The 15,632-nt window shown below is 40.7% G+C and carries 13 protein-coding genes; 1 reads left to right on the forward strand and 12 read right to left on the reverse strand.

Annotated elements, in window-relative coordinates; all coding sequences use genetic code 11:
* Positions 1-113: 113 nt before the first annotated feature.
* From R2B77_RS10420 to R2B77_RS10470, 11 genes are all read right to left on the reverse strand, one after another.
* Positions 114-884 carry an ABC transporter ATP-binding protein gene (locus R2B77_RS10420; RefSeq protein ID WP_203245851.1) on the reverse strand — a complete coding sequence of 257 codons (771 nt, stop codon included), beginning with the start codon at positions 882-884 and terminating at the stop codon, positions 114-116.
* Entirely contained in the window at positions 874-1,866 is a 993-nt protein-coding gene (locus R2B77_RS10425) for a FecCD family ABC transporter permease (RefSeq protein WP_212391035.1), read from the reverse strand. Before R2B77_RS10425 ends, R2B77_RS10420 begins: the two co-directional genes overlap by 11 nt.
* Positions 1,867-1,884: 18 nt before the next feature.
* On the reverse strand, positions 1,885-2,748 hold the full coding sequence (gene isdE, locus R2B77_RS10430) for a heme ABC transporter substrate-binding protein IsdE (RefSeq protein ID WP_203245850.1): 864 nt from the start codon (positions 2,746-2,748) through the stop codon (positions 1,885-1,887).
* 56 nt (positions 2,749-2,804) lie between these two features.
* On the reverse strand, positions 2,805-3,695 hold the full coding sequence (locus tag R2B77_RS10435) for an NEAT domain-containing protein (RefSeq protein ID WP_203245849.1): 891 nt from the start codon (positions 3,693-3,695) through the stop codon (positions 2,805-2,807).
* A 118-nt stretch (positions 3,696-3,813) separates the two neighbouring features.
* Positions 3,814-5,652, reverse strand: coding sequence for an NEAT domain-containing protein (locus tag R2B77_RS10440; protein ID WP_203245848.1), 1,839 nt, complete (start codon positions 5,650-5,652; stop codon positions 3,814-3,816).
* 25 nt (positions 5,653-5,677) lie between these two features.
* Positions 5,678-6,307, reverse strand: coding sequence for an NEAT domain-containing protein (locus tag R2B77_RS10445; protein ID WP_203245847.1), 630 nt, complete (start codon positions 6,305-6,307; stop codon positions 5,678-5,680).
* Positions 6,308-6,606: 299 nt separating this feature from the next.
* Positions 6,607-8,826, reverse strand: coding sequence for an S-layer homology domain-containing protein (locus R2B77_RS10450; RefSeq protein WP_203245846.1), 2,220 nt, complete (start codon positions 8,824-8,826; stop codon positions 6,607-6,609).
* A gap of 274 nt (positions 8,827-9,100) precedes the next feature.
* Positions 9,101-10,816 (reverse strand): phosphoenolpyruvate--protein phosphotransferase, encoded by a 1,716-nt coding sequence (ptsP, locus tag R2B77_RS10455; RefSeq protein ID WP_212391033.1) that lies wholly within the window; start codon positions 10,814-10,816, stop codon positions 9,101-9,103.
* Positions 10,816-11,082, reverse strand: a complete 267-nt coding sequence (locus tag R2B77_RS10460) for a phosphocarrier protein HPr (RefSeq protein ID WP_203245845.1) — start codon at positions 11,080-11,082, stop codon at positions 10,816-10,818. The genes ptsP and R2B77_RS10460 overlap by 1 nt, the downstream gene beginning before the upstream one ends.
* Positions 11,083-11,160: 78 nt before the next feature.
* Entirely contained in the window at positions 11,161-12,750 is a 1,590-nt protein-coding gene (locus tag R2B77_RS10465; protein ID WP_203245844.1) for a BglG family transcription antiterminator, read from the reverse strand.
* A gap of 160 nt (positions 12,751-12,910) precedes the next feature.
* Positions 12,911-13,549 (reverse strand): hypothetical protein, encoded by a 639-nt coding sequence (locus tag R2B77_RS10470; RefSeq protein WP_322555688.1) that lies wholly within the window; start codon positions 13,547-13,549, stop codon positions 12,911-12,913.
* A gap of 389 nt (positions 13,550-13,938) precedes the next feature.
* On the opposite strand from R2B77_RS10470, the gene sda reads away from it, so the two are divergent.
* Positions 13,939-14,067 (forward strand): sporulation histidine kinase inhibitor Sda, encoded by a 129-nt coding sequence (gene sda / locus R2B77_RS10475; RefSeq protein WP_203245842.1) that lies wholly within the window; start codon positions 13,939-13,941, stop codon positions 14,065-14,067.
* A 67-nt stretch (positions 14,068-14,134) separates the two neighbouring features.
* Here sda and R2B77_RS10480 read toward each other — a convergent pair whose 3' ends face one another.
* On the reverse strand, positions 14,135-15,520 hold the full coding sequence (locus R2B77_RS10480; RefSeq protein ID WP_203245841.1) for a S41 family peptidase: 1,386 nt from the start codon (positions 15,518-15,520) through the stop codon (positions 14,135-14,137).
* Positions 15,521-15,632: the final 112 nt, after the last annotated feature.

Here is a 15,632-nt window from a genome sequence, read left to right on the forward strand (position 1 = left end):
TTCAACGAAACTTGATAACTCTCTAACCATTTTGCGAAAGTCTCCAACAAAATGCTAACAGCGCAAAAAAAAACACCATCTCTATCATCGAAATGGTGTCTGCCTATTTAATTTCATATGCCGACAGGAACAATGTACATTCCTGTCTGCTCACCTGTTTTTACGACAACGTCAACGCCATAAATCTCTTTCACTGTTTTCGCCGTTATCACTTCGCTTGGCTCACCTTTCACAACGACTTGTCCATTTTTCATTGCAATGATGGTGTCGCTATAGCGGATGGCTTGGTTAATATCATGCAGCACCATGACAATCGACATGCCATGTGTACGATTTAAGCTCTTAATTAATTCCAGTAGCTCATATTGGTAATAAATATCGAGATAAGTCGTCGGTTCATCTAAAAATAGATAGGGTGTTTTTTGTGCCAATGCCATCGCAATCCACACGCGCTGCATTTGACCACCTGACAACTCGTCAATCGGAACTTTTCTTTTGTCCGTCAAGTTCGTACACTCAAGTGCCCACTCAACGGCTTGCTCGTCTTCCTCTGTCGTTGTGGAGAACAGATTTTTATAAGGTATTCGCCCATAGCTCGTTAGCTTTTCAACGGTCATATCAGAAGGTGCCTTATTTTGCTGATGGACAACGGCTAATTTCTTCGCCAATTCCTTCGGTTTAAAGTCTGTAAGTGCTTTACCATCTAATCGTACTTGACCACTTTGCGGATGGTAATTATTCGAGATGACGCCAAGCAGCGTTGATTTGCCGCAGCCATTCGGTCCAATGATCGTTGTAATTTTCCCACTATCGATTGTACTTGTGACACTATGTAGCGTATTGACTTTTTTATCGTACGAAAAAGTAATATCCTTAATGTCCATAAATACGATCACTCTTTCTTAGTAAGAATATGAGGAAAGGTCCTCCGATGACGGCCATAATAATAGATGCGGGAATTTCATTCGGTGCGATCATTGTTCTGCCAAGTGTATCAGCTGTTAAAATGAGTAACGCTCCTGCCAAGGCTGAAAACGGGATAAGGACTTTGTGATCCGTACCGACAAGTGAACGGCCAATATGTGGGATAAGAAGTCCGACGAAGGCAAAGAGTCCCGCAATGGATGTTGCAACAGATGCGAGCAGAACTGCGACTAACGAAATGACAAAGCGTGCCAAATTGACATTGACGCCTAAGTTTTTCGCTGTTCGATCTTCTAACGCCAAGTAATTACACCATGCATACACACCAAACGCTAGCACAAGCCCAATGGTGCCATATAAAACGATGACATCGACATCGCTCCATTTCTTCATCGTCAACGTCGAGGTCAGCGTCTGACTCAGGGACTGCGTCAATGCGCCGCCACTAAACCCTAACCCTTGACTAAGCCCAGTGAATAAAGCATTGACCGCAATCCCGATTAAAATCATGCGTAACGGATCAAGCCCTGATTTCCAAGAGAGTGAATAGACAAGGAAAAACGCCAATGCTCCGCCTAAAAAGGCGAATAGTGGCACAAAGAAATACAACGTTGGGAATAAAGCCACGACCAGTATAGACATAAACCCTGCACCCGCAGAAACACCGATAATGCCTGGGTCAGCTAGAGGATTACGCATAACCGCTTGTAGCAATACACCCGCTACTGACAAAGCTGCACCTGCGAACAAAGCAATGATAATACGAGGCAGTCGCAAATCTTTAATAATTGCTACATCATCATTTGTACCCGTAAATAAGCCTTGAATGAGCTCGAACGGTGTAACTTTTATGCTACCCGTAATGGCTGATTGAATAATGACAATGACGAGTAGTATGATGACGCTGGCAAAACTAAGCATTTTTTTATTTTTAGCAAACATCATTTTCCCTACCTTTAATTATGGATACAACATTTTTTGCAACTCATCCAATGCTTCGACAGCTGCTAGATTGCCCGTTGTCCCAAATAGAAGTTCGTCTAAATCATAAACGCGGTCATTTTTCACAGCTTCAAAATGCTTCCACACATCGTTCGTTCGGAATTCATCATCAAACATTTTAATGACCTCATCGGGCATACCATGGGCCGCCCTTAAAATAATATCTGGTTTAGCTTGCTGTAAATATTCCGTATTAGATGATAAAAACTCGACGTCCTCCCCAGTGATGACATTTTTCCCACCACTGCGCTTTACAAGGTCGCCGATATAAGAATGCTCGGTTGCAACAAGATAACTGCCGGGGATCCCCAGTAAGATTAGAACGGTGGGTTGCTCTTGCCCTTCTGCTACTTGCTCAATCTCAGCAACTTTCGTTTCAAATTGATCAACAATCGCCTGCGCCTGTGTTTGACGATCATATTTTTCGCCCATTTTTAAAATTTCACTGTGCATCGCATCGATGCTTTCCAAATTGACATAGGTCATGTCAATGTTCCGCTCATCAAACATCTCTTGCAAATCATATTTTAACGTTGTGACAGATAGTATTTCCGTCGGTTTCAACGATAGTAGCATTTCCATATCAGGACTCATCGGATTGCCCACTTCTTTAGCGTCTTCATAACGCTTTGGTAAATCCTTATAACTCGATGGAATACCGACTAAATCGAGTTCAAGTGCATCCATAATTTCTGTCAAAGCAACTGTCGTGGCGACAATGCGATCCTCTGTCGGATCAATAGCCTCCGCCTCATTTTGTGATGAACAACCAGCCAACACGACGATTATCAGCAAGCTCATTGTATAAAGTGCTTTCCGCATACTTGTGATCCACTCCTTAAAGAAGGGTCTTGATGTCGAATCAAGGCCCGGGTTAATTATGATTTTCGTTTTCTTATGAATAGTATTACAGCACTAGCCAGAACAATTGCGATAACAATAATGAACCATATCAGACTAGCATTTGATGTTGAAATAGCTTCTACTTCTTCAACAGCCGATTCCGCTGTCACTTCAGGTACTTCTTCAACTTCTAGTTCTACTTCTTCCGCACTCTCTTTATTAACCGTTGCTTCGGCATCCACAGACTCCGTCGGCTCAACTGCTTCAGTGGGTGCTTGTTCTTTTTCTACGACCGGTTCTTCTGTTTTCTGGCTAACAACTTCCTCTTTAGAAGGTACAGGTTTTTCTTCTGCTTTTGTCGTTACTTCTGGTTTCTTCTCTACTTTTGTATCCGCTGGTTTTGCCGACGGCGTAGTCGTCACCTTTTCGGATTCAGCAGGTTTAGGTGTTGGTTTCTCAACGACAGGCGCTAAAGGTATATTAGTAACGTTAAATTTGAAACGGATGTCATATTTATTGTCATAATTAAAACCAGGAATTCCCGTAACGATAATATGAATTTTCGCGCCGACTAATTGTGTTAAATCCTTCACTTCAAATCGTACAACACGTTTATCATTTGCCGCATCTTCACTGATTACTTGTACATCAGTACCGTTCACTTTAAAGTACTGCCACCAGGAGCTATTATTCAAGGTCATGATGATATGCATCTTGCCGTTTTGTACAGTCAGTTTTGCCGGACTCACCACATATTCCGCTGTAGCTGAAGGCTCACTGCCCGTATCTTTTAACACACTAAACGGCACCGAATACTCACCATCAGCATAAGGTGATGCCGCTACGGCTTTTAGGGGCATAAATGTAGGGAGTAGGGTCAATAACGTAAATAAAATGGCGACTAGGCCAATCATTTTTTTCTTCAAATTAAAATCTCTCCTTTATAAGGAACTTTTTCTCCGGCAATCGCTACAATGCCGGCGGTCACTAAGTACAGTGACGCCGGCATTGATCGAGTGCTTATTCATGATGGGTTAGAAAGTATTATTTAAGCTTTTCTACTAGCTGATAAACCATTTTAGTCGCATGTGCACGTGTTGCGTCTGCTTGTGGTTCGAATACTTTTTGACCTTTTACTTCTTTTCCACTAATGATACCAAGGCCTGCTGCCAAATCGATTGATTTTTTCGCCTCAGCACTTAGCGTTTTTGTATCGGCAAATGATACTTTTGTAGTTACGCCTTTTAATAGGCTTGCATCTTTGTATTCAATTGCACGAATGATCATTGTTGCCATTTGTTGACGAGTAATCGGTTCATTCGGAAGGAACTTTCCGTTACCTGCCCCCTTAACGATGCCTGCGCGATTTGCTGCTTCGACTTCAGCGTTAGCCCAAGCCATGTTTTTGGATACGTCAGAGAATGTACCTTCAAAACCTTGTGTTGGAAGCTCAAGTGCACGTGACAGGATAACAGCAAATTGTGCTCTTGTAATTTGATCGTCCGGAGCAAATGTTGTCGCTGTTTTTCCTTTTACAATTCCTTTAGCAGTAAGTGCTTCAATATATTGTTTCGCAAATGATTGATCGATGTCTTTGAATAGAACTTTAATGACTTCTACTGGTTTTTGAGTTGTGTCTGCTTTAATGCTTGCTTTGTCGAATGCAAGACGAACGACATGGTTACCCGTGTAGTTCTGCGCTGGCACAGATACTGTTACCTTTGCATTCGTAATTACAGCAAAGTCTGCAACTTCAAATGTAACGACTTTTTTGTTAGCTTTTTCATCTACGCTAACGACAGTTGCATCTACCATTTTACCGTCTTTTTCTACTTGGAATGCTGTAATTTGTTCATTATCCGTTAATGTTAAACTTACAAGGTTTTTACCGTTTTTCACTGTAAGAGCTGCTGGTGTTTCAATGAATCTAGCCATTGAAGAATCTTTATCTTCTTTTTCGTGCAAGACTTTTAAACCAATAGTATACGCGCCGTCTTTCAACGCTGCTGGTTTTTCTACTTCAGTTGCTACTTTGATGCTTTTTTGATCAAAAGCAAGCCGAACAACATGGTTACCTGTATAGTTTTGTTCTGGTACAGATACCATCACCTTCGTATGAATAGGTGCTGAGAAATCAGCCACTTCAAATGCAACAACTCTTGTATCGGCTTTTGTATCAGTGCTAACAACAGTCGCATCCAGGAATTGATCGCCTTGTGCGACTTGGAATGCTGTAATTTGTTTATTATTTGTTAATGTTAATGAAACTAGGTTTTTACCATCTTTCACTGTAAGAGCTGCCGATGCATCGATATATCTAGCCATTGATGATGCCTTATCTTCTTTTTCATGTAATGCTTCAAAGCCAATTGTGTATGCGCCATCTTTTAGTGCCTCTGGCTTTGTAGGGGCTGTGCTGCCGTCAAATTTCAAACGGAGATCATAGGTATGGTCATACTCGCCAATCCCTGGGACACCTGTAACAATAATATGCGCTTTAACATTCAAAACCTTTGTAACATCTTGCACTTCAAATTTTACAAGTCTAGTATTTGCTGTTGCATCTTCACTAACGACAACCGCATCTACAAAATTAGCTTCTGTAAATGTACCTGGTTGTGTCTTTTGCACTTTTAATGACTGCCAAAACTTAGCTTGCTGTAGTGTTACGTATGCATAAGTCTTTCCGTCTTCAACAACCATTTTTGCTGGACTTTTCACAAAATCCCCTGCAGTAGACTTGTCGTCACTATCTGCTTTTAATACGTCAAATGCTACCTCAACCTCTTGCGTAGTCACTTCAGCAGCTTGTGACTGAAGTGCCGGAAATACTGAAAATACAACGAGTAGTGCTGAAAGTAACATCATAATTGACTTTTTCATTTAATTTATCTCCTTTGATATCGTTTTATTTTTTTGTTTTACGCGATGAACTCGACTTACGTACAAAAATAATGGCAACAACAGCGATTGCAGCGATGATGATGATATATATAAATGCTTTGCTGCTTGCCGGTTTATCTTGCTCTGCTCCACTAGCTTTTGATTCAGATGATTTTACGACAACAGCAGGCGCGTCCGTCTCTTGCATTGCCTCTTCATCGAAATCCAACCGAACGGAATACTTGTGATCATACACCGGCTCCATATCTTCAATTACGATATGCATTTGCATCCGAACAGGCTGTGAAATATCTCCATCCACTTTAAATGCAATGACTCGCTGATCATCTTCTGGATTTTCACTGACGACATCCACATCGACAAACGAATCCCCAGCTGCTACTGTAAGAGACTTCACCCATTCACTACGGTTCACTGTGAATTGTACAAACTGCTCGCCATTGTCAATAGTGACTGTTGCTGGTTTCTCGAAATAATCATTGGCAATAGACACCGAGTCATTTTCAGCCTGTAGCATCTCATACTCTACAGCGTATGTACCATCAGCTAAATCAGCCGCAACAGATAGCGGCACAGCAGCTATCATACTAGCAAGTACGGCTATGAAAAACGGAAGTACTACCTTTTTTTTCACAAACGATACCTCCTTACTTCCAATAAACCTTCTACTGGGTAAGCTGCTCTATCCCCCTGTAATAAATAATTTTTCTTCACTCGAACTATTTATTGAGAACGATTATCACTGCTTACTCTTTTAATAATAGCTGATAGAATCCTATTGTCAAACAAGTAGCTAAAGCTTTCACAAACTGTTCACACGATTAGTTACTAAGTTGTGACAAAACACAAACAGGTATCCCCCAACCGTTATTCGGTTGAAGAATACCTGTACTGCCAAACGCCTAAACGAGCATCTGATTCGAGTATTTACAATTATTTTACGTCAACTGTAATTGTGTTTGTTCCCATAACTTTATTAGTAGTATTAAGGACACGAAGGGCAAATGTACCTTTATTGCCAACCTCAAGTACTTTAGCATCGATATTTATTAATCCTTCTTCTGTGAATGTCACTGCTCCTAAATCAGCTGATACTGCATCGATTGTCCCTAAAAGGACATCTTTACCTACAGTGTAGCCATCCGCTTCAGTTGCTGTTTCAACAAAGAGAATTGTCTTTCCTTCATTATAATCAAAAGAAACTTTATCAGTAGATGTTAATTTCACACCTTCTGCAGTCAATAGCTCTGACAATGTTGCTGATGCTTTAGTTACTGTGCTTGCTGCAAACTCTACACTTTCAATAGAAGGAGTTGTATTTTGTACAGTCACCGTTGCAGAAGCACGGTTAATCGTTCCTTCTTTTATGGTAAGCGTTGTTGAACCAGCTTTTGCACCTGTAACAGTAATAACTCCATCTTTCACCGACACAGTCACATTATCGTTTGAAGCAGCTACTGTATACTTTTTCCCAGAAGTTCCAATAGCCGTTTCTGGACCGATTAAAATTCCATCAGCATTGTATTTATTATAAACGAATGTGACAGTTTTATCTTTTTGGATAAGATTTAAGTCAAGAGAAGCATCTGTCTTACTGTCCTGAAGCTCTAATTTCCGACTTGCAACTTCATTGTTCGATCCAACTGTAATTGGAAGAGAAAGGTATGTAACATCACCTTTTTTAATTTCAAGTGTACCTGTTCCTGTTTGCTTAGTCGCAGTAACCGTTGCTTTATATTTTCCTTCTAGCGCTTTATCAGCTTCAACTTTTACGTTTGCAATAGTTTTCGTATCATCTTTTACTGCAAAATCGTCCGCTGAGAAGTCTTGGAAGAAATCACCGTACTGATCCGTTACTGTTAACGCAACATCTTGGGATTTCCCTGTAAGTAACCCAACTTTCGTCGCGTCTGTTGTAACTTTATCCGCTTTCCGTGCTTCGGTCGCCACAGTAACAGCAATCGCCATTTTAATATCAGTATCTTTTACAGTAACTGTAATTACAGCATTCCCAGCTGATACCGTAGTAATGACTCCAGATTGATTCACAAGTACTTTAGAAGTGTCAGAGGACTCAAATGTTAAATTTTTATTGTCATCAAAGTTAAGTTCAACACCTGTCCATGATGTTCCTTTCACACCACTAATACTACCTGTTTCACCTAATACAAGCGTTTGACTGACTAGGTTTACACCGTTCGCAGTAAGCTTATGATTATCGAGAGAGGCAACAGATTTCGCAAAGTCCTCTACTTTGACAGAAGTCACTAGAGATTCAATTGTTAAATCCTCTTTCGTCATAACGACTTGATAATTGAATGAGTTTAATTTTGAAAGTGCTGATTTATTCAGTTCGCCCGTTTTCTTATCTTTCAAGATTGCTGGTGTTGTTGAACGGAATTCTACAGAATAACCAGCTTCAGTTAGTTGCTGTAACGTAACCGTTTTACCTTGATTCACTGTAAATGCAAGATGCTGTCCTTCGGCATTCACATCAACTAGTTTTGTCGTCGTTTCAACAGATGTAACCTCAGTAAATGTGTCTTCTGCGTTAATATCCTTCGCACGGAACATGAACAAAGCGAATTCTCCACGCGTTACGTTAGCTGTCGCTCCAAATGTAGTTGCTGTTTTTCCTTTTGTAATACCATTTTTCAACAAAGCATCCACGTAAGTATCCCAGTTGCTGTTGACATCTGTGAATTCGTTGGCGACGCCTTCACCATTCAATTTATAAGCACCTGCAAGAATTTTTGCCATTTCTGCACGTGTAACGGAATCGTTTGGTGCAAACGTAGTTGTAGTTTTCCCATTAATGACGCCTGCATGATGTAATGCATTAACAGCGCCTTCTACACGGCTGTTCAAATCTACAAAAGTAGACGCCGGTGCATTGTTCACATCAAGCTCAAGTACATTAGCAATCATAACCGCAGCATCACCGCGTTTAATAGAAGCGTCTGTACCAAACTTTGTATCGCTTATACCTTTTGCAATTTGAGTAGCAATCAAATAATTAACTGCATCTGTATAATTTTTGTTTACATCTGTGAAAGATGCAGCAGATGCAGTTGGAACAACCGCTGTTGCAACTAGTGTTGCAGTTGCCGCTGTTGCTATAAATTTACTATAAGACTTTGTTGTATAAGACATTGACTATTTTCCTCCTTGAAATAGATAGCAAGAATGCTGGGTTGCACTTCTTATGTATATTCATAGTGCTTTTTCATAGTAGCATGTTAGTGAGTCTCTATTAGCGTCCAATTTCTGGTTGTTTAACAATTACTAGAATAATAGAATATGCATATCTTCATTCAGCGGATGTCAGTCAGGAGCTGCTCCTAAATTCAACATGCCCGAAACACAAAAAAGCAGTATCCCTGAATGATTAATCATTCGAGGATACCGCCTTTTGTTGTGTTCAACTTTACAAACTAGTGCGTGCTTTAACAGCTTGCACAACTTCTTCAGCTGTTCCCATCTGAAGTGCTTCGTTCACGAGCTCAACCATATCATTTTTCTTCAATTTCTTAATTTGTGTACGTGCTGGTAAAATGGATGTGGCGCTCATAGAGAACTCGTCGAGTCCTAGGCCAATCAATAATGGGACAGCGATTTCGTCGCCTGCCATTTCTCCACACATGCCAGCCCATTTCCCTTCCTTATGCGCAGCGTCGATGACCATCTTCACGAGGCGCAAAATTGCAGGATTATAAGGTTGGTACAAGTAAGAAACGCGTTCGTTCATACGGTCTGCCGCAAATGTATATTGGATTAAATCATTCGTTCCGATACTGAAGAAATCAACTTCTTTTGCAAAGACATCCGCTTGAACGGCAGTTGATGGAATCTCCACCATGATACCGACTTCGATATGTTCTGCAACTACTGTACCATTTGCCAGTAACGCTTGTTTTTCTTCCTCCAAAATCGCTTTCGCCTGGCGGAATTCACCGAGCGTTGCAATCATCGGGAACATAATTTTCAAATTCCCAAATGTACTTGCTCTTAACAATGCGCGTAGCTGTGTGCGGAAAATATCTTGTTCTTCCAAGCATAGACGAATTGCGCGGAAGCCTAAGAATGGGTTCATCTCTTCAGGTAGCTGTAAGTAAGACAGTTCTTTGTCTCCCCCGATATCGAGAGTACGTACAACAACCGGCTTACCTTCCATTCCTTGTAAAACCTTTTTATAGGCTTCGAACTGCTCTTCCTCTGTTGGCAGCTGGTCCTTGCCCATATATAAAAACTCAGTACGGTAGAGCCCAACGCCCTCTCCACCATTATTCACAACACCGACCAAATCTTCTGGCGTACCAATATTGGCAGCCAGTTCTACTTGGTGACCGTCTGCTGTTATCGTCTTTTCATTGACCAGCTTGGCCCATTCTACCTTTTGCTGCTCAAATTGTTGCTGTTTACGTTCGTAGTCAGCAACCACTTCAGCGCTAGGATTAATATGTATTTCTCCATTTAATCCGTCAACAATTATTAGATCACCGTCTTGAATCAGCTTCGTCGATTCTTGTGTTCCGACAACCGCTGGAATTTCCAACGAGCGAGCCATAATAGCGGAATGGGATGTTCTACCGCCGATGTCAGTTGTGAAGCCTTTAACAAATTGTCGATTTAACTGTGCAGTATCTGAAGGCGTTAAATCTTCTGCGATGACAACAACCTCTTCAGAAATCATACTTGGGTTAACAATTTTAACGCCTAGTAAATGTGACAGCAATCGTTTCGTGACGTCTCGAATGTCCGCCGCACGTTCCTGCATGTATGCATTATCCATTTGCTCAAACATCGAAATGAACATATCTGACGTTTCTTTCAAAGCGAACTCAGCATTAACTTGTTCCGTTGTAATCTTCTCTTCAATTGGTCCGATTAACTCTGGATCTGTTAGCACTAACACATGTGCATTGAAAATGGCCGCATCATCTGCGCCTAGCTCTTTTTCGGCAATATCACGAATAGCTTCTAACTCATTTTTCGAAGTAGCTAGTGCAGATTGAAAACGTGCAACTTCCGTTGCACTGTCTTCAATCGTTTTTTTACTAAAGGATAAATCAGGCTCTACCAAACAGTATGCTTTTGCAATTGCAATGCCGCTAGATGCAGCAATTCCTTTTAACAGGCTCATTATTCAGCAAGTCCTTCAGTTTTCAAAGTTTTCGCCAATTCATTAATAGCATCCTGTTCATCTGCGCCATTTGCATTTAGTTTGAAAGTTTCGCCGTGACCAATTCCTAAAGACATAACGCCTAAGATAGATTTTAGGTTAACATTTTTGCCACCAAAATCTAAATTTACATCTGATACAAATTTGTTTGCCACACTTACTAACATTGCTGCTGGACGTGCGTGAATACCTGCTTTATCCGTTACTGTAAATTGTTTTTCGACCATCTCAATCAAACTCCCTCATCTTATAATTGATAATTCTATACTTACAATACTTTTTACAGCATGTAAAAACAAATTTTATTACTTCATTTTACCTAATTCATTATTGATATAGGTGTGCAATTCTCTTCTAAGAAGGGCTTCATCGTGAATCGTTGCATGTTTAGTCATGATTGCCATCATTTCATCTACATTTACTTCATAGGGAATATAGCCATGTAAATCAAACAAAACACGCTTACGTAAACGAGACTTATCTTCATATTTCAAAAAAGAATTTGCTAAATAGAGCTTTTTATCCGTTTCTAAGAAAAACGGTGAAAAAACGATATCATAATCGAGTTTGGAGCTATGCAATTCTCGGACTGATACGACATCCAAAAATATGAACTCTGGAAACAGCTCCCGTAATTCATTGAACATGACATGCGAGACCGACACATCGGTTGGGCAAACGACAATTGCTTTAACCTTTTCATGCAGATTATCGCCTTGTTTTCGTAACCAGCCACCTATTAACATCGTTAAATAGGACATCTCACTCGCTGGAATTGCCGTGCCGATTAGCGTAGCTAGTGGCTTTGTCGACTGACTAACAAGGTGATACAATTCCTTATACTCGTTTTTCATCAGCGCATAACCAACGTCATTGATCTCTGTTAGCTGGTATTTAATACGATAATAAGCTGGTTTTAAATGCAGTAAAATTTTATTTAATAATTGTTGTCGATCCTGTAATTGGACGACTGCGCTCTCTTCGAACAACCGTAGCATTTCATCGAGCGCTTGGGCTAAATTAGGAATCGGTTCTTCTGGCGGTGCTTCGGACCAATAGACATTTGTCGTCAGCAGCCGCAACGTGATGAATAAGCGTTCCTGCACGGGAATATCCTCGATATCAAACAAAATTTCTTCTGTTGCCTGATATTCCTTCGTGTCTGATAATTCCTCGTACTGAATAGAAAATGATCTTTCGATTTTATTGTCCGCCATTCTACGAAGAACGAGCAACAAAGAATACGGTAACGTTTCGATTTCTGCATCAGCAAATTTCAAATTCAATTTCCGTTCAATCTTTTCGAGTCGAACCATTAACTCTTTCAACTCTACTTCTTGTATGTTTGCTAATTCCTTCAGTCGCTTCTTTCCATTGGGGATTGCCAGTACTTTATAAATCGTATTGATGAGGAGTCTTCGTATGGAAAACTCTTCTCCCTCCAATAGATAGCCATCTCTGCGCGAATAACGAATGACCAAATCATACTCTTCTACCCAAGCACGCGCTACGTTTAGATCACTAAGCACTGTGTTTTTACTGACATCTAAAGCGCTTGTAAAATGTAAAAGGGAAAGTTCCTCTTGCTTACTGAGAAGCATCAAGATAATCATCTGAACACGTTGCGTTTCAGATATAATCGTCATTTGTGATGAAGCAATGGATTCCCCACTTCCATAGTTTAAATATATGGAATGGTCAATGATGAAATGCCCTTGTCTAGTCCGTTCAATAATCGGAAGACGTTTAGCTTGAAGCCAGTCATTGATTTTATCGAAACTATACCCTAACTGCCTACGAGTTAAACTATACCCTTCTTCTAACTCTTTACTGGTCGTGCTAGGATTCTCCATCAATTCATCAAAAATCATACGACTTCGACTATCGAGCTGCATACTTACCCTCCCCTCATAGTTAGTATAGCACAACAAATCCAAACGTTGTACATCATTTCATCACAATTGCTTGAAATGTAATTGTACATCACTGCGCTTTACTTATTTATCAAATAAAAATAAGCCCTTCACGAAATTGTGAGGACTTGTTATTTTCCTATTATCTACTCATAAAACTCAACCAATTCAGGACATCACCTTGAATTAGTTCGCCGAAAATAGCGAGGCAGATGGAGGTAATAATACCAAAAATGACGATGTACACAACGATGTCATAGAGCGGATCAAGCATCGCTACCTCCGCAGTTTGTATTTTCACCAGTATGTAAAGGGGAACAATGAGCAATGCAAATAGGAGAGCGAATAATAGAAGTAGGTTACCGAGGCTATTGATTTTTAATAGAAGTAATAGCAATGAGATGCCAACGAGAACAGTCGATGGGATAAGATGAGTACCGTAAAGGGTGACAAGTTTTTTAAAGGTATGTTCAGGGCCAAGCAAGATTGCTGTAAGGTATAGCGAGCCAACAACAACGAATGTACTCACCACAACAAGCACTGCTGCGTTGCCAATCGTACTTAGAGATGGTGCTCCAAACTCTTTCATATTTGTGAAAATGGCCAGCCCGACAAATAAAGACAGGAAGAACATCGTTACGACAGCATAGGTGAACTCCTTTATTTCTTGTATAAAAATTTCACTCGGTTGTTTCAAATATTTTAATAGATAATGACCGTATCCTTTGAACATTTTACTTGTCTTTTCCGCATAACCATTCGATTGCCGCCTCACCAGCATTGTTCTTGTCGCCGCCAGCTCACTCCCTAAAGGCGTTCCGCACTTCGCGCAAAATTGTCCTTCCCTTTGATGATTTCCACAATGTATACAATACAATTCATTTCTCCTTCCATTTTTGATGAAATCTCAAAGAATCGTTCGACAAATTTCTTACTTTCCCACACCTGTGGATAAGTTTATAAACATTATACCGACCACTCAGTATGAATTATCCAGCTTTATGAACAAGTTAACCACAAGTTATCCACTAACGACTGTGGATAAAAGAACGATTGTTCTATTTCTCTTTTTTTGGTAGATTAAATATAGAGCTTTATTACTTAACATTCTATGCCCAAGCATTTTAGTTTAGTACAACATACACTACAAAATTGGAGGTGACCTTTCAAATGACTCAACTACCCGACGCATTACTCATTAAATCCTATACTACTGCTAAGTCTTCTAATTTCAGTCCCCTCTTCATTCAGTTATTGGAAATCGAAATTCGCCGACGATCCTTATCACCTTTACTTTAACTCCATTATCACCCAATAAAAAAGGCAGTTGATTCTCTATTAAAAGGAGAACCAACTGCCTTTTTACTTATTTCACGGTGACGTCTACATAAATTCCTTTTTTCATTGAATGATGATTGACCCCTTTCCAATTCGGATGGATGACAAGCATATAGCTTTTACCCGCTACTAACGGCTTTGTTGGCGTTACTGTTACAGTTCTTTCATTCGTAACGCTAACAGCTACAGCGCTTTCTCCCCCACCTAACTGGATGAGTTGGACATCGCCTTTTTTGAGCTTGCTCCAATCCATCTCTGCATTCATCTCCACTTGAAATGTCTTAGCAACTGGGACATTGGTCAGTTTAGGAAACGCCTTATAGCCCTGCCATTGCGCAATCAGTTGAGCACGATGCGACACATCTAACTCTGATTCCTTTGCCGTAACGACATCCGGCTTCACACCGACTTTATCCACAGCCTGTCCCCCCGGCGAATAAAATCGAGCCGTTGTCAATTTTAAAACACTGTCGTCTGTGAAATGAAACATTGACTGCATGGAACCTTTACCATAGCTTGTTTGACCATATATCGTTGCCAGCTTTTGTTCCTTGACTGCTGCAGCCACCATCTCCGATGCACTCGCGCTATAGCCATTCATCAAAAGATGCGTAGGCACAGTAAACTTATAAGGCTGAGAAATTGCCTTATAAGTTTGTGGCTTACCGGTCTTTTCCCTTAACTGAAAGGCTCCGACTGCATTCGGGAAAAATCCCGTTATATCCTGCGCGACAGAAATATAACCTCCACCATTATTCCGGAAATCTACAATCCAACCCTTCGCACCATGCATCGATCGAATCGCGGCATTCACTTCCTTTGCGGATTCAGTAGCAAAGCTGTTCAGGCGGATATAGCCAATACTACCACCTAGCATGGTCGATTCAACGTTGGCCATCGTAATGACTTCACGTGTAATTCGCATTAGAAGTGGTTGCGTTTGCCCCGGCCGTTCAATCGTCAGCATCACGACTGTATTTTCTTGACCACCAATCCATGACACAGCAGTTTGTGCTGACTTGCCGACAAGACTTTGTGTGCCAACATGCGTAATCACATCGCCAGCCAAAATACCCGCCCGCTCTGCCGGTCCCTTTGGAATAACCGACGTCACCTTAATCCCTTTGACATCTTCCTCAAGAACAATACCTATGCCAATAATCCGCTGTTCAATGCCATTGATAAAGCCCTGATATTCTTGTGCAGTCATATAGACAGAGTAGGGATCCAGTTGCTTTGTAATTTCTAACGCTGTATTTTTCATCAAAACCGATTCCGGAACGTCATCGACATAATAATCCCGGATGAGCTGCCTCATATCTTCTAGCGGTTCAGCTGACGCCGATGTGGCGAATGGCAATATAACGAATAACATTGTAAATAACGCCAATAGCCATCTACTATTTCTCTTCAAAACAACAAGCCCCCAGTCCTCTAAAACACTTTTCCCTATTATACTATTCATTCCACTCTAGGGAATAGCATAATAGAATAAAGTTATCCACAGATGGCCGAGTTATACACTG

This window comes from Sporosarcina beigongshangi, from assembly GCF_033485195.1.
Classification (GTDB): domain Bacteria; phylum Bacillota; class Bacilli; order Bacillales_A; family Planococcaceae; genus Sporosarcina; species Sporosarcina beigongshangi.